Source organism: Kitasatospora sp. NPDC101157 (genome assembly GCF_044768255.1).
Taxonomy (GTDB): Bacteria; Actinomycetota; Actinomycetes; order Streptomycetales; family Streptomycetaceae; genus Kitasatospora.
In genome coordinates, this window is record NZ_JBIWPL010000002.1 from 141,523 (window position 1) to 163,440 (window position 21,918).

The window sequence follows — 21,918 nt, forward strand, 5'->3', positions numbered from 1 at the left end:
GGACGTCCGGGCCGACGGCGGGTCCGAGGTACGGCAGGGCCGTGGACGCTCAGTAGGACTGCAGCTCGATCAAGTGCCCCTCGGGGTCGCGCAGATGGGCGCTGCGCAGGGTGGGGGCCCACTCCGGGCGGTCGGTCGCCGGGGCGACGAGGGCGCCGCCGTGCTGGAGGCAGAGGGCGAGCGCCTTGTCCACGTCGTCGACCCGGAACACCAGCATCGCCGCGTCCTGGGTGGGGGCGGTGGGGTGGCCGGGCAGCCCGTCGGTGCCCAGGGCGGCGGCCATCGCGGCACGGTCGTAGAGCACCAGGACGGCCTGCTCGTCGACGTCCCAGTTGGCGTACGGGCCCTCGGGGGCGCCCTTGACCAGGTCGGCTCCGGTGAGCGGGGGCAGTACCGCGCGGTAGAAGTCGAAGCACTCGGCGAAGCGGGTGACGAGCAGGCGCGGGTAGAGGGCGTCCACGGTCGAACTCCTGGGATCGAAATAGTGGGTCGGACCCCACTATAGGGAGGGACCCTAGAATGCCGCCATGGCCTCCGAGATCCCTGCCCCTTCCGACGGGCTGCCGCCGACCCTGCTGGAGCTCAGCACCTTCCTGCTCGCCCGGATCGGCCGCACCGCGCGTGCCCGGCTCGCCGAGCACCTGTCCGAACGGGGCCTGCGGCTCTGGGACATGGCGGCGCTCGCGGCGCTCGCCGACTTCGGGCCGCAGGCCCAGCGGGACCTGGTGCGGCGGCTGGGCATCGACCCGAGCGACCTCGCGAAGGTCGCCGACCAGCTGGGCGCGGCCGGGTACGTCGAGCGCAGCCGGGACCTCGCCGACCGGCGACGGGTCACGGTCTCCGTCACCCCAGCCGGGCGGGCGCTGCTGGCCGAACTGGAGCAGCAGGCCCGGGCGGTGCAGGACGAGGTGCTGGCGCCGCTGGACGAGGGCGAGCGGCGGGTGCTGCAGGGGCTGTTGCGGCGGGTGAACGAAGGGGCGGCGCTGCGGCGAGGGCCGGCGTGAGCTCAGGCGGTCGGCGGCGCCGGGCGGCGGGCGCCCGCGAACTCGCCCGCCCAGCGCGGGAGGTCGAGTGCCTTCTCCACCTGGGCGACCAGCGTGCCGGTGCGCTCGGCGTGGATCATCGCCCCGTCGCCCGCGTAGATGCCGACGTGGTGCAGCGGGGCGTCGGGGCGAGAGAAGAACAGCAGGTCGCCGGGGGCGAGGGCGTCGCGCTCGACCGGCGCGCTGCGGTTGAACTGGGCGACGGTGTAGTGGCCGAGCTCGACGGTCCCGTGGCTGGCGAGGTACCAGCAGTAGAGGGACAGGCCGCTGCAGTCGAAGCCGACCGTGCTCTCGCCCAGGCACACGCCGTTGAGGTAGCCGTTGTCCTGGTCGCAGAAGCCGAGGCCCGGCCCCAGCCGGTCACCGCCACCCCAGGCGTACGGGACGCCGATCTGCGCGGCGGCGACGGCGGCGACCCGCCGGCCCAGCGCGGCGGCGGTCTCGGACGGGGCCGCGGCGTCGGCGGGTTGGGCCGCTGGGCCGAGGGCCGGGACGAGGCTCGCGCCGAGCGCGAGGCCGAGCACGCGGCGGCGTCCGACTCCGGAGGCCTGGTCGTGGCCGGGCGGTTGGGGCTCCATCGGTCGGCTCCCGGGGGCTGTCGGCGGCGTCGGCCGCGGTGCTGGTCGCCCTGATGGCGTGGGCGGGAACCAGGATCGCGGTTCGGCCGCTCGGTCCGCCATCACCCGCACAGGTGAATCACGGGCACACGGGCCCTGGCAGGACCGGGAGTTCACCGTAAATCGGTTTGACGCTCGTTCGTGAGGGGCCAACGATGAGCGCGAACGTTCGGTCACAATCCTCGGAGGGCCCCATGAGCAACGCCGTCAAGCTGGTCCGCAGCGCCCGTCTGACCCCGGCCGTCGACTACGCCTACGCGGCGGTCGTCGATGCCCCAGCCCGCTCGCTCTGGCTCGCCGGGGCCTGCCCGTTGGACGAGGAGGGGCGTACGGTCGCCGTCGGCGACTACGAGGGCCAGACGCATCAGGTGATGCGCAATCTGATAACCGTGCTGGAGGAAGCGGGCGCGGGGCTCACGGACATCGCCCGGACCACCGTGTACGTGGCCTCCAGCGATCAGGCGGACCTGGGGAAGGTGTGGAAGGTGTACCGGGAGTACCTGGGGGAGCACGACGCCCCCAGTACCCTGCTCGGCGTCACGGTGCTCGGCTACAGCGACCAGCTGGTTGAGGTGGAGGCGGTGGCCGTGCTGCCCTGACGGCGGTGGCGGGCCCGGCGCTCCGGCCGCCGCCGTACGGGCCGCGGCGGTTCGGACGGCTGCGGTGCGCGCGACTGCCGTTCAGGAGGATGCGTCGGCCAGCAGGGCGTCGAGCTTCCGGTAGCCCTCGACCACGCCGTGCTCCATGCCGCTGGCGAGGATCGCGTCCCGGGCCGCCAGGCTGTCGACCACCGACAGCACGGTGACCCGGGTGCGGCCCTCGCCGACGGGTTCGAAGACGGCGGTGTCCAGCGAGACGCCGTCCGGCACGCCCTCGAAGGTGAAGGTCTGGACGAGCCGGGTGGCCGGGCGCACTTCGTGGAAGGAGCCGTAGAAGGCGGCGACCTCCTGGCCGTCACGGTGCATGGAGTAGCGGTAGTGGCCGCCGGTGCGGCCGTCCCAGTCGTCGATCTTCATGTCGAGGTCGTCGGGGCCGAGCCACTGGGCGACCAGCTGGGGTTCGATCCAGGCCCGGAACACCCGCTCCTGCGGGGCGTCGAACTCGCGGACGATCCGGATGGTGGGCAGCGTCGGGTCCGCTTCGATCCGGGTCTCGTGGGCGGGGGTGGCAGTCATGACGGGTCTCCTTCGGCGGAATCGGGGGCGGGTTCGGGTCGGTCGCGGTGGGACCGGGTGTCGGCAACCGTCGGACCGTGCGGGTCCGGGGACGGACGGCGCTCCGGGGCAGCGGGTGTGTCGGCACCCGGGGCGGTGTCGCTGTCGCCCATGGCCGCGAGCACGGCGTCCAGGCGGCTGAAGCGTGCCTCGGCCTGGCGGCGGTAGCGCTCGATCCAGCTCGTCATCAGGTCGAACACCTGCGGCTCCAGGTGGCACGGTCGCCGTTGGGCGTCCCGGCTGCGACTGACCAGCCCGGCCTCCTCCAGCACCTTGAGGTGTTTGGAAACGGCCTGCATGGACATCGCGTAGGACTCCGCCAGTTCGCCGACGGTCGCGTCCCGGTCGGAGAGCCGGGCGACGATGTCGCGCCGGGTCGGATCGGCCAGGGCCACGAACGCCCGGGACAGCTGGTCGACGGCCACCGCACACACCTCTGTTCATCCTCAACCGTTTGGTTGAGAACAACGGTACTCCGGGTGTGCCACGTATTCAACCGATCGGTTGTGGAATCCCTCGGGGCGGTGGCTGCCGACAGGAAACCGATCGTTCGGTTTCTGCCGACAGCCGCAGCGGGAGGAATGCTCGTCGGCGGACCGTCCAGGAAGTCCGGCGTGTGGCCGCTCCGGCCCTTGGGTGACGGCCCGTTGGAGCGAGCGACGGGGGGCTGGCGGCTGAAACGCCGGGTGAGTTGACGGTCCGACACTGTCCTGTCGCCCGCGAACCGCCCGTAGTTAAGGTACGGGGTGTTTGGTTTTGTTTTCCGGAGCTCAGGGCGGGGTGGTTGCGGTGGTACGGCAGGAACGGGCGCTCCGGACGCGTCGGCTCATCCTGGAGGCCGCGGCGTCGGTCTTCGACGAGTTCGGGTACGAGGGTGCGACCATCGGGGAGGTGGTCTCCCGGGCGGGGGTGACGCGCGGTGCCGTGTACTTCCACTTCGCCTCGAAGCGTGATCTCGCGCAAGGTGTCGTCGAGGAGCAGTTCGTCCAGGACGGCGTACCGGAACGCACGTGCAAGCTCCAGGAGTTCGTGGACACCGGGATGGTGGTCGCGCACCTGATGCCGCGTAACCCGCTGCTCAGTGCCGGCGCCCGGCTCTCGCTCGGCCACGACGCGTTCGACGATTTCGGCGGTGGGGCGATCCCCGGCTGGATCAGCCGGATGGAGGCGCTGCTGGTCGCCGCCGGTGAGCGCGGCGAGTTGCTGCCGCACGTCGTCCCGGCCGACACCGCGTGGCTGATCACCGCTGCCTGGACGGGTGTTCAGATCCAGTCGCACAAGCTCTGCGGCCGGGCCGACCTGGAGCTGCGGGTGTCCGGCCTGTTCCAGCACCTGATGCCGAGCGTCGCGGTGCCCGGCGTGCTCGGCTCGCTGCAGATGGGGCCGGACCGCGGCGCCCGGGTGGCCGCCGAGGTCGCGGCGGCCCGGGTGGCGGACGAGGTCGGTGTGGGCTGAACGCGCCGGCCCGAATCGGCTCGGGCACGGCCGGAAGCGGCCCTGGTCGGGGGCGGGTCGGGTTGAGCGCCTTGCGGTCTCCCGCTCGTGGGGCAAGGCCGGCGCCCGAAAACCAGCGGATCGGTTTGTTCTCTGGTTGTTCTCTGTCGACGGGCCGCTCCCTCCACCGGGCGTGGTGATCTGGACGGCCCGCGCCGCGGCCGCGAGGGCCGCGGGCGGCAGGCGGCATCCGGTCCGGCGCAGCAGCCGCCCGGCACCCTCGTGGTGCGCGCGGGGCTTCCACGGCACCCGGTCCGACGTCGCACGGGACTTGCTTCCCGCTGCCCACCGGGCGGGTGACCCGTCGACTCGTCCCGCCGGGCGCTCCGGCGGGTACCGTCCCAGGCCGACAACGCCGCATCCGACCCGACCGGGCCCACCCGGTGTGCGCCCACCCCGCGGACAGGTCGAATGTCAGTGCGGCTCGCCATGATGGCGTTATGAAGGACGCAGCCACCACGGCCATCCCCGCCGCCCTCGCCTCTCCGGAGGCCTACGCCGACGCCGTCGCCACCGCCGTACGGGCCGCCGCGGCGTACTACGCCGACGGCTCGACCACGCTGGGGGACGACGAGTACGACGCCCTGGTCCGGGCGGTCGAGGCGTACGAGCGTGAGCACCCCGAGCAGGTGCTGCCCGAGTCGCCCACCGGCAAGGTGGCCGGCGGCGCGGCCGTGGGCGACGTCCCGCACAGCACGCCGATGCTCTCGCTGGACAACGTCTTCTCCGCCGAGGAACTGGAGTCCTGGGCCGCCGGGCTGGAGCGCAGACTCGGCCGGCCGGTCGCCGCCTGGTGCGTCGAACCCAAGCTGGACGGCCTCGCGGTCGCCGCCCGCTACCGGAAGGGCCGCCTGCACCAGGTTCTCACCCGGGGCGACGGCCTGGCCGGCGAGGACATCACCCCCGCGGCCGACGCCGTGCTCGGCCTGCCCGCCCGGCTCGCCGAGCCGCTCGACGTCGAACTGCGCGGCGAGGTGCTGCTCACTCACGAGCAGTTCGACCAGGCCAACGCCGTGCGCACCGCCCACGGCGCCACCCCCTTCGCCCACCCGCGCAGCGGCGCCGCCGGCACCCTGCGGGCCAAGGACCGCCCCTACCGGGTGGAACTGACCTTCTTCGGCTACGACGCCCACGGCCTGCCCGGCCTCGGCCACGCCGAACTGCTCACCCGCCTCGCCGAACTCGGCGCCAACACCGCCGCCAGCACCCAGGCCGCGCCGCTGCGCTGCGCCACCCTCGCCGAGGCCGAGCAGCGGATCGAGGAGATCGCCGCCCTGCGCGCCGTCCTGCCGTTCGGGATCGACGGGGTCGTGGTCAAGGCGGACGCGGTCGCCGACCAGGAGGCGGCGGGCTCCGGCTCCCGGGCGCCGCGCTGGGCGGTGGCCCGCAAGCTCCAGGCCCAGCACAAGGTCACCCGACTGCTCGGGGTGGAGTGGAACGTCGGCCGCACCGGCATCATCGCGCCCCGCGCGGTGCTCGACCCGGTGGTGATCGACGGTGTCACCGTCACCTACGCGACGCTGCACAACCCCGCCGACATCGAGCGCCGCGGGCTGATGATCGGCGACCAGGTCTTCGTCTACCGCGCCGGGGACGTCATCCCGCGGGTCGAGGCGCCGCTGGTCGACGAGCGCACCGGCGCCGAGCAGCCGATCGCCTTCCCCGAGGTCTGCCCGCGCTGCGGCGACGCCATCGACCGCGCCGAGCAGCGCTGGCGCTGCGTGCGCGGCCGGGGCTGCCAGGCCGTCGCCTCGGTGATCTACGCGGCCGGGCGCGACCAGCTCGACATCGAGGGCCTCGGCGGCACCCGGGCCGTCCAACTGGTCGAGGCCGGGCTGGTCGCGGACCTCGCCGACCTCTTCACCCTGACCAAGGAGCAGCTGCTCACCCTGGAGCGGATGGGTGACACCAGCGCCGACAAGCTGCTCGCCGCCATCGAGACCGCCCGCACCCGTCCGCTGAACCGGGTCTTCTGCGCGCTCGGCATCCGGGGCACCGGGCGGACGATGTCACGCCGGATCGCCGCCCACTTCGGCGGCATGGCCGCGATCCGGGCCGCCGACGCCGTGGCGCTGGCCGGCGTGGACGGCATCGGGGTGGAGAAGGCGGCCGTGATCGTCGCCGAACTCGCCGAGGTGGCGGGCCTGCTGGACCGTCTGGTGGAGCAGGGTGTGGGGACGCAGGTGTCCGAGCCGGTCGTCGCGGCGGCTGCGGCCGGCCTTGCTGCGGCCGTCTCGGGCGAGGGCGTCGCCGGGGAAGCCGTCACGGTCGAAGGCGCGGCGGTCGGCGGCGCGGCGGCCGGTCCGCTGGCGGGGCAGAGCGTGGTGGTCACCGGCAGTATGACCGGCGCCCTGGCCGAACTCTCCCGCAACGAGATGAACGAGCTGATCGAGCGCGCGGGCGGCAAGGCCTCCTCCTCGGTGTCCAAGCGCACCAGCCTGCTGGTCGCGGGCGAGAAGGCGGGTTCCAAGCGCGCCAAGGCGGAGGAACTCGGGGTGGCGATCAGCACCCCGGAGGAGTTCGCCGTGCTGGTGGCCGGCTTCCTCGGCTGAGCCATCCGCCGAGCCCGCGGCCGGAGCGCCACGGCCCCGGTGTCCCTGCCCGGGAGTCCGGGCCGGGGCAAGGGGGTTCGATCGCATGCGGTGTTCGATCGCACGCGGGGTTCGATCGCATGCGGTGTTTGATCGCGGGCGGGGCGGGTGCGGTAGGGTACCGACGCCGAACACGACCGCGAGCCAGGGAGGTGAGACCCATTACCGGTATGTCCGAGCGGGTGCTCCCGGAGCGCGGCCGTGCGGGCGCACCGCGCGCGTAGCGCGGGCGCACCGACGCGGCGTCGGCCCTGGCGGGAGCCCTGACGGAGTCCTCCGATCTCCTCCCGTCGTCCCCAAGGGGTCCCCTTGCCCGTTTTCTCCTCCGTCGCTCTCCGTTCCTCGGTCGTCTCCCAACTGCGCTCCGCCGGTTGCGTCTTCGCCGAGGACGAGGCGCGCATCCTGCTCACGGCCGCCACCACGACCGCCGAACTCGCCGGTATGGTCCGCGCCCGCGCCCAGGGCCGGCCGCTCGAACACGTCGTCGGCTGGGCCGAGTTCGCCGGTCTGCGGATCGCCGTCGACCCGGGCGTGTTCGTCCCGCGTCGGCGCAGCGAGTTCCTGGCCGCCGAGGCCGCCCGGCTCGCCGGACCCGGCGCGGTGGTGGTCGACCTGTGCTGCGGCAGCGGCGCGCTCGGGGCCGCCGTCGCGGCCACGGCCGGTCACCCCGTCGAGCTGTACGCGGCCGATCTGGACCCGGTGGCCGTTCGCTGTGCCCGCCGCAATCTGGCCGGTACGGGCGCCCGGGTCTTCGAGGGTGACCTGTTCGCCGCCCTGCCCGACGCGCTGCTCGGCCGGGTGGAGGTGCTGATCGCCAACGTCCCGTACGTCCCGACCGGCGACATCGAACTGCTGCCGCCCGAAGCGCGGTTGCACGAGGCACGGCCCGCGCTGGACGGTGGGCCGGACGGGCTGGACGTGCTGCGCCGGGTGGCCGCGGCGGCGCCGCAGTGGCTGGCGGCCGGTGGGGCGTTGCTGTTCGAGACGAGTGAGCGGCAGGCGGACGGCGCCCTGGCGGTGGCGCGGGCGGCCGGTCTGGCGGCGGCGGTGAGCCGCGAGGAGGAACTGGACGCCACAGTCGTCACGGCGACCCTGGGCTGACCGGCGACGGATCCCGCAGGGCGGTCGGTCCGCCGCTCCGGCCACCGGACCCCCGTGCCGGTGGCCGGCCGGGCGGACGGCCGGCCGGGCGGGCGGACGAGGCCCGACGAGCGGTCAGATCCTCGCGCCGTACACGTGGTCGACAGGGATGGTGAGCAGCACCCGACGGTCGGCGACCATCGCCTCGCGGTACTCCGCCCAGTCCGGGTGCTCCCCGGCGGCCCGGCGGTAGTAGTCCACCAGCGCCTCGACCTCGGGCCCGTGCGGGTCGGTGCCCGGGCCGGTGAGGGTGGCGCCACCCTCGGCGGTGGCCCAGGACCGACCGTCCGGCCCGGTCACCTCCAGGCTGACCCGCGGGTCCCGGCGCAGGTTGGCGGTCTTCGCCAGCCCCTCCCGGGTGGAGATCAGGATGACGTTCGCCTCGCGGTCGTAGAAGGGCATGATCGGGGAGAGCTGGGGCCGTCCGTCCGCCTTGATGGTGGCGAGGATGCCGAGGCGGCTCTGCGCGAGCAGGGCGTACGGATCGTGAGCAGTCGTGGTCATGCGGGCCATCATCGGGCTTCACACCGGTGTGAAGGTCAAGACCCGGTAGGCGTGTCGCACCCGTTGGCCCCGAAAGGTGGGGATCCGGGGAATCGCCGGTGGCGGCCGCCACCCGGGGCCGGCGTCCGTGGACCACGGGGGATGACGGCCCGTCACCGGGCGTTGATCCGAACCGGAGCAGCGCCGCGCGATGGCCGCCGACCCCGCCTCCCGCCGACCCCCGCCACTGTCCGCGCCCCCGCCATTGCCCGCCGCCCCCCGCGCGGGTCAGGTGGTCCCGAGCTTGCGGATGGCCCCGGCGAGCGCCTCGGCCGTCCGTCGCACGTCCGCCTCCGTGGTGCGCCAGTTGCTGAACGCGGCGCGCAGGGCGGGCAGGCCGGCGTAGCGGGTGGGGGTGAGGAAGGCCTCGTCGGAGATCGCGGCGGCGAGGGCGGCGAGGCGCTGGGGCGTCGGGTCCTCGGCGAGGGTGAAGCAGACCACGTTGAGGCGTACCGGAGCGAGCAGTCGCAGGCCCTCGATCGCGCCGATCGCCTCGCCGAGCGCGTGGGCGCCGCTGGTGCAGCGCTCCACGATCTCGCGGTGGCCGGCCCGGCCGTAGGCGCGCAGGGTGAACCAGGCGGCCAGGGCGCGCAGCCGGTGCGAGTTCTCCGGGGTGAGGTGCACGAGGTCGGGGTGCTCGCCGATCGGGCCGAGGTAGGCGGCGGCGTTCTGGAAGACCCGGGCCTGGAGGTCGCGACGGCGGGTGAACTGCACGGCGCTGTCGTAGGGCACGTTGAGCCACTTGTGCAGGTCCACGCAGACCGAGTCGGCCTGGTCCAGCCCGGCGACCAGCTCCGCGTGCTCCGGGGAGAGGGCCGCGAAGGCGCCGAAGGCCGCGTCGACGTGCAGCCAGAAGCCGTACCGCTCGCGGAGCGCGGCGATCGCGCGCAGGTCGTCGAAGTCGACGGTGTTCACGGTGCCCGCGTTGGCGACCACGATGCACGGGCCGTCGGCCTCGGCGAGCGCCCGCTCCAGCGCGGCCACGTCCACGGCCTCCCGGCCCGGCAGGGCGGTGACGGCGGTCAGCGCGGTACGGCCGAGGCCCAGGAGGGACAGCGCCTTGGACACGCTGGAGTGCGCACTGCCCGACAGCACCCGCACCCGTCCCAGCGCGGCGACCCCGTCCTCGGCCACGTCCACCCCGAGCCGCTCGCCCAGCCACTCCCGGGCGATCGCCAGCCCCACGGCGTTGGACATGGTGGCGCCGCTGACGAAGGTGCCGCTGTGCGCGGGGGAGAGCCCGAAGAGCTCGCGCAGCCAGCCGACCGTCTCCCGTTCCAGGTGCTGACCGGCCGGGTCCAGCGAGGAGTTGGAGTTCTGGTCGGCGGTGGCGGTGAGCCAGTCGCCGACCAGCGCGGCCGGCGTCGCCCCGCCCGTCACGAACCCGAAGTAGCGAGGCCCGGCACTGGCCGACAGCCGCGGCTCCCAGCGCTCGCCGAACTCGGCCAGGGCCGCCCGCAGGCCCCCGCCGTCCTCGTGCAGCGGCCCCGGCGGCGTCGGCCGGTCGGCCTGCGGCGGGATCACCGGCCGCTCGTCGAGTCCGGCGAGGAAGCCGATCGCCCGCTGCCGCGCCTCCTCAAGGAGGGCGGGCAGCTGGTCGAGGTCGGCGGCGAGGTCGGGGTGCATGCGGGTTTCTCCGTTGATCGGTTGTCAGGCCGAGGGTAGTGACGCGCGGAGATCGTGTCGCGGGCCAATCCGCTGCCGGTGGCCTGGGCGCGCGCCCGGGGTGGAGGCCGCTCGCGGGTGGTAGCGGTGCGTGAGGATTCCCCGGCCGCGGTCGGGGAACGCGCGATGCGACCGAAGGAACCGGTACGAGGCGAGGAGGCAACGGTGAACGACATCGCGCAGGGAGGCGCCGGAGGTGTTCCGCTGCACCACGGCTCCGACGAGGACGTCCGCGACGATCCCCGGGCTCCGGGGACGAACGGCCGGGGCGACGGCGGACCGGGCGGGTCCGGTGCGTCCGGGCAGGCTCCCGAGGACCCGGTCGAGGACCAGGGGGAGGCGACCACGGCAGAGCCGGGCCGGGCGCGCAGGCTCGGACCCGACGAGTCGGAGGAGACGGACGGGTCGGAGGAGGCGTGACCCGCTCGGCAGACGCCTTACGGACGTCCGACGGCTGCGGTCGGGTACCCCGGCCCCGGCCGTCGGACGACGGGCGCCACGCCGGGTGCCGCGCCCGGTGCCGCGTCCGGCCCGCACCGGGAGGGTTTGGCCCGTGCCCGCGGCGGTAGACGCGTGCCCGGGGCGGCTTCGAGCACCGGACCGCACCGGCTGCTCCGTGCCGAGAACCGTCCGGTCGACTTCGGGAGGACCCTGTGATCGTGCCCCGTGTCATGGCCCGGCCGTCCGCAGCCCCGGCGGCGGAACGCGACGGGCGAGTACGTCGTGACGGCTACGCCCGGTTGAGCGCCGCCGATCTCGGTATCGACACCGAGGCGCTCGCGGCGGACTTCGAGGGCCTCGCGGACGCCTACCGCGACCTGCCCCCGGATCCGTACGCGCGGCGGACCAACCGGTTCCGCCGCTACTCCCACGCCGTCCACCTGCCGTGGACCGGGGAGCTGTTCTACATCCCGGGGGCTCCCGACGACGAGTTCGGCACCGCCACCGAGTACTGGCAGGACGAGCACAACCCCGAGTACCCGCGGATGCGTCGCCGGCTGCCCGACATCCCGCCCGCCCTGCACCGCAACCGCCTGCTGGACGCCCTGATCCGGGCCGATCTCGACCGCGCCCTGTGGCTGGAGGACCTGCACCGCGTCCCCGTCTACGTGGGTGTCCACCTGATCGCGCTCGCCGTACGGGGCCGCGAGCAGGTCGCGGTGTCCTCGCCGAACTGCCTGCACCAGGACGGCGGTTCACCGGCGACGTTCACCTTCGCCCACCTCGTCGGGCGGCGCAACGTCGAGGGTGGCGAGAACGTCATCGCCACTCCGGAGAGCGCCGGCCGGCAACCCGATGACCTGCCCCCCGGGGCCGTGCACGACCGGTTCTTCCTGACCGAGCCCCTGGACGGCTACGGAGTGCACGACCGGCGGGTCAGCCACTACGTCGGCCCGGTCCGTCTCGGTGACGAGGACGGCGACGGCCGGCGCGAGATCCTCATCGTCGGCATCGCGCCGTACGAACCCGGGCTGTAGCCGGGGCTCAGGAAGCCGGGCCGGACTCGTTGTCGGACCTGCCCGCTAGCCTCCGACCGGAGCCCCCGGAACGGGCCAGGGGTGGGAGGGAGGGCGGGGCGCATGGGAACGACGTCCGGGGTGACCGGGGACCGGCCGGTGCCGCTGGTCGGCTGCTGGCTGGCCTGGATCGCGGTGAACACCGGCGACCAGGCCGGGGTGATGGAGCTGCTGGGGTTGTCCTCGCCGCAGCCGGTGTCCTTCGAGACCGGGGTCGACACGGTGGACGGCGACGGCCACGGCTTCTCCGACGAGGATCCGCACGACGGCTACCGCCGGGTGTTCGTCACGCCGGAGCTGGCCGGTTGGACGCTGGTGGCGGGCGCCTGGTGCGATCCGGTCGATGCCGAACGGGCGGCCGACGTCCTGGCGGCCTGCGAGCGGTTGAGCGCCCGCTACGGGCGGGCCCAGGCGTACTGGTACGGCGCGCAGACCGACGGTTCGGCGGTCCTGGTCGCCGAACAGGGCGTGGCCGTACGGCGGTTCGGCTACGTCCCGGGCGAGGAGACGGCGCACCTGGAGCTGGGTGCGCCGCTGCCCTACGAGCAACGGCGACGTGCCGAGCTGGGGCTGCCCCCGCTGGTGTCGGGCCGCGTGGACTCCGAGGAGCAGGCCGACGCGTGGGTGTGGGAGCTGTTCGAACTGGCACCCCGCCTGGCCGGAGAGCTGAGCCTCGACCCCGGTTCGGTAGGACCGGACACACCGGTCCGGGGCGTCGGGGTGCTGGCCCTCACGGAGTACGGGCGCCGACCGGGCGCGGCGCGGTGACCGGAACCGTCGGCGAGGACACTCAGCGCTCGCGGCGGGGCAGTTCGGCCTGCCGGACCGGCCGGCAGACCAGGGCGTGGACGGCGCCGAGGCTGGAGAGGCCGCCGCAGGCCAGGAAGACCGGGGCGGTGCCCCAGGCACCGATGGCGGCGCCGACCACCGGGTAGCTGAGCGGGGCGATGCCGACCATGGTGAGCATCACGACGGAGGTGACCCGCCCGAGGTAGGCGGGATCGGTGGTGGTCTGGACGAGGGCGCCGTCCAGGCTGCCGAAGACGCCCGCGCTCAGGCCGACGAACGCGGCGAGCACGGCGGCCGACCAGAGCGTGGGCACCGCGCCCATGGCGGCCGCGCCGAGGCTGCCGAGGAGCAGAGTGGTGGCCATGGTGAGGCCCGCCCGGGGCAGCCGGCCGGCGACGGCGAGCAAGGTCGCGCCGGCGGCGGCGCCCGCGCCGAAGCAGGCGACGATCAGGCCGAGGCCGGACGGGCCCCAGCCGCGTTCGGCGTTGAGGAGCACCATGCCGACGTTGAGGGTGCCGACGAGACCGAGTTCGCAGACGGCGCCGACCAGGACCAGCGGTCCGAGCAGGCGGTGGTGCCGGATGTAGCGCAGGCCGTCGAGCAGCTCGGCGCGGGCGGTGCCTGAGCCGCCGGGCGCGGCCCCGCCGTCGGGCGGGTCCAGCGGCCGGATCCGCACGGACAGCAGCAGGGGCAGCGACAGGGCGAAGAGCCCGCCGGCGACGGTGAAGGCGACGGCCGGACCGCCGAGGCCCATGGCGAGGCCGCCGATCGGCGGGCCGGCGACCTGGCCGAGGCGCATCGCGAGCGAGCGCAGACCGGTGACGCGGGCCAGCTGGTCGGCGCCGGTGATCCGCGGCGGCAGGGCGCCGACGGCCGGGACGAACAGGGCGTCGACCGCGCCGAAGACCAGGGCGACCGTGACCAGCAGCCACAGGGCGGGCGTGGTCACGGCGACGGCGGCCGCGACGGCGAGGATGAGCAGGCAGCGCAGCGCGTCGCTGCCGAGGATCACCCGCCGCGGGTCGAGGCGGTCGGCGACCACCCCACCGCCCAGCATCAGCACCGCCCGGGGCAGCGCACCGGCGGCCATCACCAGGCCGACCTCGGTGGGGCCGACGGCCTTCTGGGCCGACCAGCCGAGGGCGAGGAAGTAGACCGTGTCGCCGACCAGCGAGGCGGTGTAGGCGGCGAGCCAGCGCAGCACGTTGGCGTCGCGGTGCGCGGGCAGGCCGGGGCGTATGGACCGCGGTGTCACCGACGTGGCCATGGCGGCGGGCTCCTGTGGATCGGCGGATGCGTCAGGGGCGGAACGGGAAGCCGTACAGGTGGACGGACACGTGCTCGCGGTTCTCGCTGTCGCCGGCCGCCTTGGCGGCCTTGCCGCGCTCCCGCCAGCGGCGGCCCAGGGCCTGCAACTCATCATTCAGTTCGGCGAGTTCGGCGGCGGTGAGATCGAGCAGCCACTCGGAGGTGAAGGCCGCGTCCGTCCACTCCCGGCCCCAGGCGGCGCCCTGGTCCAGGTAGGTGCGGACCTGGGCGGCGCGGCTGTCCAGCAGGCCGCGGGTGACGGCGCCGACCGCCGCCGCGCCCTCGGGCGTGCCGGCGAGGTCCGACTCGCGGAAGCCCCAGCCCTGCTCGGAGGCGACCTGCCACCACCGCTCCCGACCGTCCGTGCTCTGGCCGGTCGCCTCGACGACGAAGTCGAGCTCGGCCAGCTTGCGCAGGTGGTAGCTGACCAGGGACGGCGCCTGGTCGACCTGCTCGGCGAGCTGTGAGGCGGTGGCGGTGCCGGCCGCGTAGAGCAGGCGGTAGAGCTGCATCCGCAGGGGGTTGGTGAACGCCTTGAGGCGGGAGAGATCGGTGATCAGCTCAGGCTCGGGGGTTTCGGGCACGGCTTCACCGTAGACAGGAAAGGAAAGTTGCGCAAGGAAAACTGCGCAATAAACATTTCGGATCTGGCTGCGGCTTCGGGACGGCCGGTGCGTGCCGGTGCTCCGCCCGGGTGCCGCCGGTCGCGGGAACACGCCGGGCGCCCGGGGGCGGATCGGGGCGAACCGTTTGCCCGGACGGGGCCGGGGTTACCCGAGGAGGGCAGCCCCGAGAACGAGGAGTCCATCGCATGCAAGAGCCCGGCCCGCTGAAGAAGATCGCCGACAAGGTCGTGGACGTCGTCCAGAACGCGGCCCCGGGGGAGCATCCGGAGATCCCCGGAGCACCCGGCGCGGCTTCGCCGAGCGTCGCGGAGCCCGTCGAGCCGAACGGTCCGCTGCCTCCCAAGCCCGACCAGGCCGCGCCCCGGCCGGTCACCGCGACCGGCCGTGACACGGGCGCCGGAGCGACGGTCCGCTCCCAGGACGGCCAGTTCCTGACCAACGCGCAGGGCGCCCGACTGCCCGACAGCGACCACTCCCTCAAGGCCGGCCCCCGCGGCCCGGTGCTGCTGCAGGACCACCATCTGCGCGAGAAGATCACCCACTTCGACCACGAGCGCATTCCCGAGCGCGTCGTCCACGCCCGGGGCGCGGCCGCGCACGGCGTCTTCCGCGGCTACGGGACGGCCGGAGCCGTCTGCAAGGCCGCGTTCCTCGCCGAGGACGTCGAGACGCCGGTGTTCGTGCGCTTCTCCACGGTGCTCGGCTCGCGCGGCTCCGCGGACACCGTCCGCGACACCCGCGGCTTCGCGACGAAGTTCTACACCTCCGAGGGCGTGTTCGACCTGGTCGGGAACAACATCCCGGTGTTCTTCATCCAGGACGCGATCAAGTTCCCCGACGTCGTCCACGCGGCCAAGCCCCACCCGGACCGGGAGATCCCGCAGGCCCAGTCCGCGCACGACACCTTCTGGGACTTCGTCACCCTGCACACCGAAGCCACCCACCACACCCTGTGGAACATGTCCGACCGGGGCATCCCGCGCTCCTTCCGCACCATGGAGGGCTTCGGCATCCACACCTTCCGCCTGGTCAACGCGGACGGCGCGAGCACCCTCGTCAAGTGGCACTGGAAGCCCAAGCTCGGCGTGCACTCCATGGTCTGGGAGGAGGCCCAGCTGGTCGCCGGTGCGGACCCGGACTTCCACCGCCGGGACCTCGCGGACGCGATCGAGGCCGGGGCCTACCCCCAGTGGGAGCTCGGCATCCAGACCTTCCCCGACACCCCCGAGCAGACCTTCGAGGGCATCGACCTCCTCGACCCGACCAAGATCGTGCCGGAGGAGCTCGCACCGGTGCGCCCGGTCGGGCTGCTCACCCTCAACGCCAATCCCACCAACTTCTTCGCCGAGACCGAGCAGGTCGCGTTCCACCCCGGGCACCTGGTGCCGGGGATCGACATCACCGACGACCCGCTGCTGTCGGGGCGTCTGTTCTCCTACCTCGACACCCAGATCACCCGGCTGGGCGGCCCCAACTTCGCCCAGATCCCGATCAACCGCACCCACGCCCCCGTCAACGACATGCTGCGCGACGGGTTCCACCAGCACGCCGTCCACTCCGGCGTCGCGCCCTACAAGCCGAACTCGCTCGACGGCGGCTGCCCGTTCTTCGCCGGGGCCGCAGACCACGCCTTCATCGAGTACCCGACGCCGGTGGCCGCCGCCGGCAAGGTGCGCGAGGCACCGGCCTCGTTCGCGGACCACTTCAGCCAGCCGCGCCTGTTCTGGGCGAGCATGAGCCCGGTGGAGCGCGAGCACATCATCGCCGCGTACACCTTCGAACTCGGCAAGTGCTACGAGCAGGCCGTCAAGGAGCGCGGCCTCCAGGTGCTGGCCCGGATCGACGCCGACCTGTGCGCCCAGGTGGCCGCCGGCCTCGGCCTGCCCGTGCCCGAGCCCACCGAGCCGCCCGCACAGGTGCAGCCCAGTCCCGCCCTCTCCCAGCTCGGCCGGACCTGGCCGGTGGACGGGCGGGTCGTGGGCCTCGTCGCGGGGAACGACCACGGAGCGCTGGCCACCGTGCGCCGGGCCCTGCTCTCGGCCGGCCTGGTCCCCCTGGTGATCGCCGGCGCCGGGGGCGAACTCCGGACGGGTGGCGACGGCGAGCCCCTCGCCGTGCAGCGGACGTTCGACACCGCCCGCTCGGTGGAGTTCGACGCGATCGTGCTGGTCGGCACCCCGGTCCCGGCCCGGGGAGCGAACCCCGCCCGCGACGCCAAGGCGGGCACCCCGCAGCCGGACTCCTCCGGCATCGACCCCCGACTGGTGCTCATGCTCACCGAGGCCTACCGCCACTCCAAGCCCCTGGTCGCCGTGGCGGGCGGGCAGAGCGCGCTGCAGGCCGCGGGCATCGCCACCAACGCCCCCGGCGTCCTCGCGGGCCTCGGACCGGACGAGGCAGTGCGACCGCTCATCGAGCTGCTCGCCGGCCACCGGGTGTGGGACCGCTTCCCGCCGTCCTCCGACCTCTAGGCCTGCCGGCACGGCCATCCGGCGCCCCCGGTCCCGGCGGATCCGCTCCGCCGGGACCGGCGGCGCCGGCTGATCACCGGTGGCGGCCGGCGGACGGCGGACGGCGTACGGCGGCCGTGAAGCGAAGGCCGCCGTACGGCCGCCGTGGTGCCGGTCGCGCGCCCGACCGGGTGGCGAGGTGGGGCTCGTCGGCTCAGCGCCGGGTGCGAACGGCAGGCCGGGCGGTGACGCTGGCGAAGCCGGCCGTGCATCCGGCGCCGGATCGGCCGTGCCGCAGAGACAGGGAGGACACGGGACCATGGCTCTCCGTCATCCGTCCGAGCGCAGCCGTGACGGGCGGGGTCGCTTCGAACGGTTCGCGGAAGCCGCCTCGAACCTCACCAGTTCCCCGCTCTTCTACGTCTTCTGCGTGCTCCTGGTGCTCGCTTTCGCGGCCGTCCACGCGGCAGGCCTGTCCCTGGAGTGGCAGATCCTGGTCGGGGACATCATGACCGCACTCAACCTGCTGCTCCTCACCCTGCTGAAGAACGCCGAACGCCGCGCGGAGCACGCCGTCCAGCGCAAGCTGGACGCGATCGCCACCGGTCTGCTGCGGCAGATCGACGAGCGCGACCCGGGCGATGCCCGCAGGGCGCTCGAAGAGGCCATCGGCATGGAGGAGGAGGTCTGAGCAGACGGCCGTGCCGCAGCGCCGGGCACGGCACGCCGTGGGTGCGGCCCGCCACAACCGAGTGCCGCAGCGCCCTGTCGTCCGGTGACGGTGTCTGCGGACCGGGTGAATACGCCCCGGGCCGCGCAAGGTCCCGGGCCCGGGCGCCGATGGTTGAAGAGCAGGTCCGGACCGCTCTGGGTCCGGCCGACGACACGGAGGCGGATTCTGATGGCTCGGTTGCTCCACACTCGTCCCGCGGCCACCGGCGCCCACCGGCGTACGGCGTTGGTGGCGGCCGTGCTCGGGTGCGCGGTTCTGGTGGCCGCCGGCTGCTCGTCCTCCTCCTCGTCCTCGTCCGGCTCCTCAGGGACGGCGAGTTCGCGCCGGCCGGAGGCGAGCTCATTCTCCGGGCAGCTTCCCTCGGCGCTCGCATCGGCGAACGCGTCGGTGCTGGAGTCGGTGTCGGCCGCCGCGGCCTCCGCGTCGGCCGCGGCGGCCTCGTTCGAGGCTTCCGTCTCGGCGCAGATCGCCGCCGGACGCTCCGAAGCCAAGGCCGTGCTGGACAAGACACAGGGGGCCGGGAACGCGATCTCGGACGTCACGATCACGGGGCTGCCGAAGGCACAGGCGGCCGGCTTCAACGCGGCGCTGGTGACGGTGCTCAACAACACCCAGGCCAAGGCCTCCTACGCGATCAAGGTGGAGTTCTCGGAGCAGAGCGGGAAGGTCGTCGACACGACCTACCTGAACGTCAAGGACCTCGCGGCCGGTGCGACCGCCACGCCCACGGCATTCAGCTCGCTCGACCGTGACCAGGCCCTCGTTTCGCGGGTGGTCCAGGCCCAGCGGTACTGATCCCGACCGCCCGGAGGTCGCGGTGGGCCTGCTGTTCGCAGGCCCCTCCGGCCCGGCGCGCCATGTCGTCGAGGCGGGCTACCGCGCCGGTGACACGCAACTCCTTCGCCTTAAGCTGGGCGCATGAGTTCCCGACCCACCACACGCCCCGGCGGGCGCAGCGCCCGCGTCCAGCAGTCCGTGCACCAGGCCGTCCGTGAGCTGGAGGCGGAGGTGGGGCGGGACGCGCTCACCGTCCCGCTGATCGCCGCCCGCGCGGGGGTGACGCCGTCCACCGTCTACCGGCGCTGGGGGGACCTGCGGGAACTGCTGTCCGACGTGGCCGTGGAGCGGCTGCGCCCCGACGCTCCGCCGGCCGACCACGGCAGCCTGCGGGCGGACCTGGAGGCGTGGGCCGTGCAGTTCGCCGAGGAGATGGGCTCGACGGCCGGGCGCACGTACATTCGCGACGCCCTGCTGGGCGACCCGGAGCAGGGCAACGCGGTCCGCTGCTCCGACTACGCCGCCGAGCAGCTGACGGCCCTGGGTGTGCGCGCGGCCGGGCGGGGGGAGGCCGTGCCGGCCGTGGAGACCCTGCTGGACGTCGTCGTCGCCCCGCTGATGTACCGGATCCTGTTCCGCCCCTCGGACCTGTCGGCGGCCTACACCGACGGTCTGGTCGCGGCGGCGCTGGGCGCCGCCCAACCCGCCTCGACGCCTAAAAGCTAATCGTTTGCGTTCCGGGCTCCCCGGCGCCTAGAGTGCTTAACGCAAAGTCTTCGCCTTAACGGTCGGAAGGACTCCCGATGAGCACCGCTGCGCCCCGCCCGGGCATCCCCGTCACGAGCACCGGATGGAGCCTCGGGGGCCTCACCGTGCACCGGGTCGACGAGATCGAACTGCCGCGCCCCACCGGCCCCTGGCTGCTGCCGGACGCCACCGGGGACGTCCTGGACCAGGCGCCGTGGCTGCGCCCCGACTTCGCCGACGCCGACGTCCCCCGGCTGGCCAGCCACAGCTTCGCGGTGCGGGCCGGTGGACTGCGGATCATCGTGGACAGCGGTATCGGCAACGCCAAACCGAGGGCCAACCCGGCCTGGAACGGCCTGGACACCGACTTCCTGGAACGCCTGACCGCGGCCGGCTTCCCACCCGATTCGGTGGACCTGGTGATCACCACGCACCTGCACACCGACCACGTCGGCTGGAACACCCGCCCCGCGGGGGACGACTGGGTGCCCACCTTCCCCAACGCCCGCTACCTGACCGGCCGCACCGAATGGGACCACTGGGCCGCCACCGACCTGGACCCCGCCCGCGCCCAGATGTTCCGCGACTCCGTCCACCCCGTCCGCGACGCCGGACAGTACGACCTGGTGGCCGTGCCCGAGCAGGGGCCCGGGGTCGAGGTCGCACCGGGCGTCCTCCTGGTCCCCGCCCCCGGCCACACCCCGGGCCAGGTCGCGGTGGAACTGCGCGGCGGCGACCGTCGGGCGCTGATCACGGGCGACAGCATCCACCACCCGGTGCAGCTGTCCCACCCCCACCTGAACAGCTGCGTCGACACCGCCCCCGCCCAGGCGGTCCGCACCCGCGCCCGGCTGCTCGACTCCCTGGCGGACACCGACGCGCTGCTCCTGGGCACCCATTTCCCGCACCCCACCGCCGGCACCGTCCGCCGGGACGGCGGCCGCTACCGGCTGCTCGCCGAGCCGGGCACCGCGCTCGCGGCCGCCGCCTAACGCATACCGTTGGCCTTTACGGCCCGGCCTCCCGTACGCCATCCCGCTCCGACCGAGAAGGACCGCAGCCGTGCCCACCGTCGCACTCACGCCCCCGGAGGCCGCCCGTTGGGCCGCCCGCGCCGGACTCGTCCTGCCCGCCGAGCGCCGGGCCGCGGTGGCCGCGGTCGCCGACCACATCCACCAGGTCGTCGCCGTCCTGCGCGAACTGGACTTCGAGGACGTCCCGCCCGCCGCCGCCTACCAGCCCGTCCAGGAGAACCACGATGCAGCCGTATGAGCTGTCCCTCGCCGCCGCCGCGGACGCGATCCGGGCCCGGCGGCTGTCCCCGGTCGAACTGGTCGACTCCGTCCTCCACCGCATCGAGGAGGTGGACCCGCACCTCGGGGCCTACGTCACCGTCACCGCCGAGCGGGCGCGCCGGGCGGCGGCCGAAGCGGAACACGAGGTGGCCCACGGCCGCTACCGGGGACCCCTGCACGGCGTCCCGATGGGGCTGAAGGACCTGATCGACGTCGACGGGATGCCCACCACGGCCAGTCCCGTGTCCGCGCGGGCCACCGAGCGCGAGCGGACAGCACGGTCGCCGCGCGCCTGGGTGCGGCCGGCGCCGTCCTGCTCGGCAAGACCCACACCCACGAGTTCGCGTTCGGCCTGACCACCCCGCAGACCCGCAACGCCTGGGACCGCACCCGGGTCGCCGGCGGCTCCAGCGGCGGCTCCGCGGTCGCCGTCGCCTCGGGCGCCGCCACCTTCGCCCTGGGCACCGACACCGGCGGGTCGATCCGGGTGCCCGCCGCGCTCAACGGGGTCGTCGGCCTCAAGCCGACCTACGGCCTCGTCCCCCGGCACGGCGTCACCCCCCTCTCCTGGTCACTGGACCACGTCGGCCCGCTCACCCGCACCGTCGAGGACGCGGGCCTGGTGCTGACCGCGCTGGCCGGACACGACGCCCGCGACCCGGCCTCGCTGCGCGTGCCCGCCGCCGACTACCGGCCCGGTCCCGACACCGACCTGACGGGGCTGCGCCTCGGCGTGCCGCGCACCTACTACTTCGACCACGTCCACCCGCGGGTGGAGGCCGCCGTCCGGGACGCCGTCGGGCAACTGGAAGCCCTGGGCGCGCGGCCCGTCGAGGTCGACGTCCCGATGGCCCGCTACATCCGGGCCACCCAGTGGGGCCTGATGGTGCCGGAGGCCGCCGCCTACCACGAGGGCACCCTGCGGACCGTCCCCGAGCTGTACCAGGAGGACGTCCGCGTCCTCCTGGAGGCCGGCGGGCTGATGGGCGCCGGCGACCATCTCCGTGCCCAGCGCTCGCGCACGCTCATGCGCGCGGCGTGGGCCCGGATGCTGGCGGAGGTCGACGTGATCGCGGCCCCGAGCGTCCCGATGCCCGCGGTCGGACGGGGGGAGGAGACGGTCACCTGGCCGGACGGCACCGTGGAGGGCGTCTCCGACGCCTACGTGCGCCTGAGCGCCCCCGCCAACATCACCGGGGTGCCCGCCCTGACCGTCCCGGTCGGCCACGACCCCGCCGGCCTGCCGATCGGCCTGCAACTGCTCGCCCGCCCCCTCGGCGAGCCCGTGCTCCTACGGGTCGGCCGCGCCTACGAGTCGACGCAGCCCGCACGGGCGCTGGCCGCAGCGGCCTGAGCGGGGTTGGTGCCG

At 74.2% G+C, this 21,918-nt stretch carries 22 protein-coding genes and 1 pseudogene; 15 read left to right on the forward strand and 8 right to left on the reverse strand.

Translation table 11 applies throughout. The features are described from left to right. Nucleotides 1–49: 49 nt before the first annotated feature. The gene (locus ACIRVF_RS04070) at nt 50–460 is read right to left on the reverse strand and encodes a VOC family protein (RefSeq protein ID WP_402813336.1); all 411 of its coding nucleotides are present in this window, start codon (nt 458–460) and stop codon (nt 50–52) included. A 67-nt stretch (nt 461–527) separates the two neighbouring features. Here ACIRVF_RS04070 and ACIRVF_RS04075 point away from each other — a divergent pair, with 67 nt between their 5' ends. Beyond that, nucleotides 528–1,004: a MarR family winged helix-turn-helix transcriptional regulator gene (locus ACIRVF_RS04075; RefSeq protein WP_402813339.1), complete on the forward strand. Its 477-nt coding sequence runs from the start codon at nt 528–530 to the stop codon at nt 1,002–1,004. A gap of 2 nt (nt 1,005–1,006) precedes the next feature. Here the strand turns inward: ACIRVF_RS04075 and ACIRVF_RS04080 are convergent, their stop codons facing one another. Then, nucleotides 1,007–1,621, reverse strand: a complete 615-nt coding sequence (locus tag ACIRVF_RS04080) for a C40 family peptidase (protein ID WP_402813342.1) — start codon at nt 1,619–1,621, stop codon at nt 1,007–1,009. Nucleotides 1,622–1,854: 233 nt separating this feature from the next. Here ACIRVF_RS04080 and ACIRVF_RS04085 point away from each other — a divergent pair, with 233 nt between their 5' ends. Then, entirely contained in the window at nt 1,855–2,259 is a 405-nt protein-coding gene (locus ACIRVF_RS04085; RefSeq protein WP_402813345.1) for a RidA family protein, read from the forward strand. 81 nt (nt 2,260–2,340) lie between these two features. On the opposite strand, the gene ACIRVF_RS04090 is transcribed toward ACIRVF_RS04085, so the two are convergent. Both ACIRVF_RS04090 and ACIRVF_RS04095 read right to left on the reverse strand, forming a co-directional pair. Continuing rightward, on the reverse strand, nt 2,341–2,835 hold the full coding sequence (locus ACIRVF_RS04090; protein WP_402813348.1) for an SRPBCC family protein: 495 nt from the start codon (nt 2,833–2,835) through the stop codon (nt 2,341–2,343). Beyond that, nucleotides 2,832–3,299, reverse strand: coding sequence for an ArsR/SmtB family transcription factor (locus ACIRVF_RS04095; RefSeq protein ID WP_402813351.1), 468 nt, complete (start codon nt 3,297–3,299; stop codon nt 2,832–2,834). Before ACIRVF_RS04095 ends, ACIRVF_RS04090 begins: the two co-directional genes overlap by 4 nt. Nucleotides 3,300–3,663: 364 nt before the next feature. On the opposite strand from ACIRVF_RS04095, the gene ACIRVF_RS04100 reads away from it, so the two are divergent. From ACIRVF_RS04100 to ACIRVF_RS04110, 3 genes are all read left to right on the forward strand, one after another. Next, nucleotides 3,664–4,329, forward strand: coding sequence for a ScbR family autoregulator-binding transcription factor (locus ACIRVF_RS04100; protein ID WP_402813354.1), 666 nt, complete (start codon nt 3,664–3,666; stop codon nt 4,327–4,329). Nucleotides 4,330–4,808: 479 nt separating this feature from the next. Then, nucleotides 4,809–6,920 (forward strand): NAD-dependent DNA ligase LigA, encoded by a 2,112-nt coding sequence (gene ligA / locus ACIRVF_RS04105; protein ID WP_402813357.1) that lies wholly within the window; start codon nt 4,809–4,811, stop codon nt 6,918–6,920. 348 nt (nt 6,921–7,268) lie between these two features. After that, nucleotides 7,269–8,060 (forward strand): putative protein N(5)-glutamine methyltransferase, encoded by a 792-nt coding sequence (locus tag ACIRVF_RS04110; protein ID WP_402813359.1) that lies wholly within the window; start codon nt 7,269–7,271, stop codon nt 8,058–8,060. A 114-nt stretch (nt 8,061–8,174) separates the two neighbouring features. Here ACIRVF_RS04110 and ACIRVF_RS04115 read toward each other — a convergent pair whose 3' ends face one another. Together ACIRVF_RS04115 and ACIRVF_RS04120 are read right to left on the reverse strand one after the other, a co-directional pair. Next, nucleotides 8,175–8,603 carry a PPOX class F420-dependent oxidoreductase gene (locus ACIRVF_RS04115; RefSeq protein WP_402813361.1) on the reverse strand — a complete coding sequence of 143 codons (429 nt, stop codon included), beginning with the start codon at nt 8,601–8,603 and terminating at the stop codon, nt 8,175–8,177. A gap of 267 nt (nt 8,604–8,870) precedes the next feature. Further along, nucleotides 8,871–10,268, reverse strand: a complete 1,398-nt coding sequence (locus ACIRVF_RS04120; protein WP_402813363.1) for a pyridoxal phosphate-dependent decarboxylase family protein — start codon at nt 10,266–10,268, stop codon at nt 8,871–8,873. Nucleotides 10,269–10,472: 204 nt separating this feature from the next. Between ACIRVF_RS04120 and ACIRVF_RS04125 the strand changes: the two genes are divergently transcribed. The 3 genes from ACIRVF_RS04125 to ACIRVF_RS04135 all read left to right on the forward strand — a co-directional run bounded on the left by ACIRVF_RS04125 (nt 10,473) and on the right by ACIRVF_RS04135 (nt 12,592). Continuing rightward, nucleotides 10,473–10,727, forward strand: a complete 255-nt coding sequence (locus ACIRVF_RS04125; protein ID WP_402813366.1) for a hypothetical protein — start codon at nt 10,473–10,475, stop codon at nt 10,725–10,727. Between the two features lie 239 nt (nt 10,728–10,966). Beyond that, entirely contained in the window at nt 10,967–11,785 is an 819-nt protein-coding gene (locus ACIRVF_RS04130) for a 2OG-Fe dioxygenase family protein (protein ID WP_402813369.1), read from the forward strand. A 102-nt stretch (nt 11,786–11,887) separates the two neighbouring features. Beyond that, on the forward strand, nt 11,888–12,592 hold the full coding sequence (locus ACIRVF_RS04135; protein WP_402813372.1) for a hypothetical protein: 705 nt from the start codon (nt 11,888–11,890) through the stop codon (nt 12,590–12,592). Between the two features lie 22 nt (nt 12,593–12,614). On the opposite strand, the gene ACIRVF_RS04140 is transcribed toward ACIRVF_RS04135, so the two are convergent. Further along, the gene (locus tag ACIRVF_RS04140; RefSeq protein WP_402813375.1) at nt 12,615–13,880 is read right to left on the reverse strand and encodes an MFS transporter; all 1,266 of its coding nucleotides are present in this window, start codon (nt 13,878–13,880) and stop codon (nt 12,615–12,617) included. A 31-nt stretch (nt 13,881–13,911) separates the two neighbouring features. Further along, on the reverse strand, nt 13,912–14,505 hold the full coding sequence (locus ACIRVF_RS04145; protein ID WP_402813378.1) for a helix-turn-helix domain-containing protein: 594 nt from the start codon (nt 14,503–14,505) through the stop codon (nt 13,912–13,914). A 227-nt stretch (nt 14,506–14,732) separates the two neighbouring features. Between ACIRVF_RS04145 and ACIRVF_RS04150 the strand changes: the two genes are divergently transcribed. The 7 genes and pseudogenes from ACIRVF_RS04150 to ACIRVF_RS04180 all read left to right on the forward strand — a co-directional run bounded on the left by ACIRVF_RS04150 (nt 14,733) and on the right by ACIRVF_RS04180 (nt 21,903). Continuing rightward, nucleotides 14,733–17,018: a catalase gene (locus ACIRVF_RS04150; protein WP_402813381.1), complete on the forward strand. Its 2,286-nt coding sequence runs from the start codon at nt 14,733–14,735 to the stop codon at nt 17,016–17,018. A 298-nt stretch (nt 17,019–17,316) separates the two neighbouring features. Further along, on the forward strand, nt 17,317–17,688 hold the full coding sequence (locus tag ACIRVF_RS04155; RefSeq protein ID WP_402813383.1) for a low affinity iron permease family protein: 372 nt from the start codon (nt 17,317–17,319) through the stop codon (nt 17,686–17,688). 210 nt (nt 17,689–17,898) lie between these two features. Further along, the gene (locus ACIRVF_RS04160) at nt 17,899–18,525 is read left to right on the forward strand and encodes a hypothetical protein (protein ID WP_402813386.1); all 627 of its coding nucleotides are present in this window, start codon (nt 17,899–17,901) and stop codon (nt 18,523–18,525) included. A gap of 123 nt (nt 18,526–18,648) precedes the next feature. Further along, entirely contained in the window at nt 18,649–19,233 is a 585-nt protein-coding gene (locus tag ACIRVF_RS04165; protein WP_402813389.1) for a TetR/AcrR family transcriptional regulator, read from the forward strand. A gap of 77 nt (nt 19,234–19,310) precedes the next feature. Then, complete coding sequence (locus tag ACIRVF_RS04170; RefSeq protein ID WP_402813392.1) at nt 19,311–20,246, forward strand: MBL fold metallo-hydrolase; 936 nt, start codon at nt 19,311–19,313, stop codon at nt 20,244–20,246. Between the two features lie 70 nt (nt 20,247–20,316). Then, nucleotides 20,317–20,526 (forward strand): hypothetical protein, encoded by a 210-nt coding sequence (locus tag ACIRVF_RS04175; RefSeq protein ID WP_402813395.1) that lies wholly within the window; start codon nt 20,317–20,319, stop codon nt 20,524–20,526. Further along, a pseudogene (locus tag ACIRVF_RS04180) lies at nt 20,513–21,903 on the forward strand (amidase). The gene ACIRVF_RS04175 and the pseudogene ACIRVF_RS04180 overlap by 14 nt, the downstream one beginning before the upstream one ends. Nucleotides 21,904–21,918: the final 15 nt, after the last annotated feature.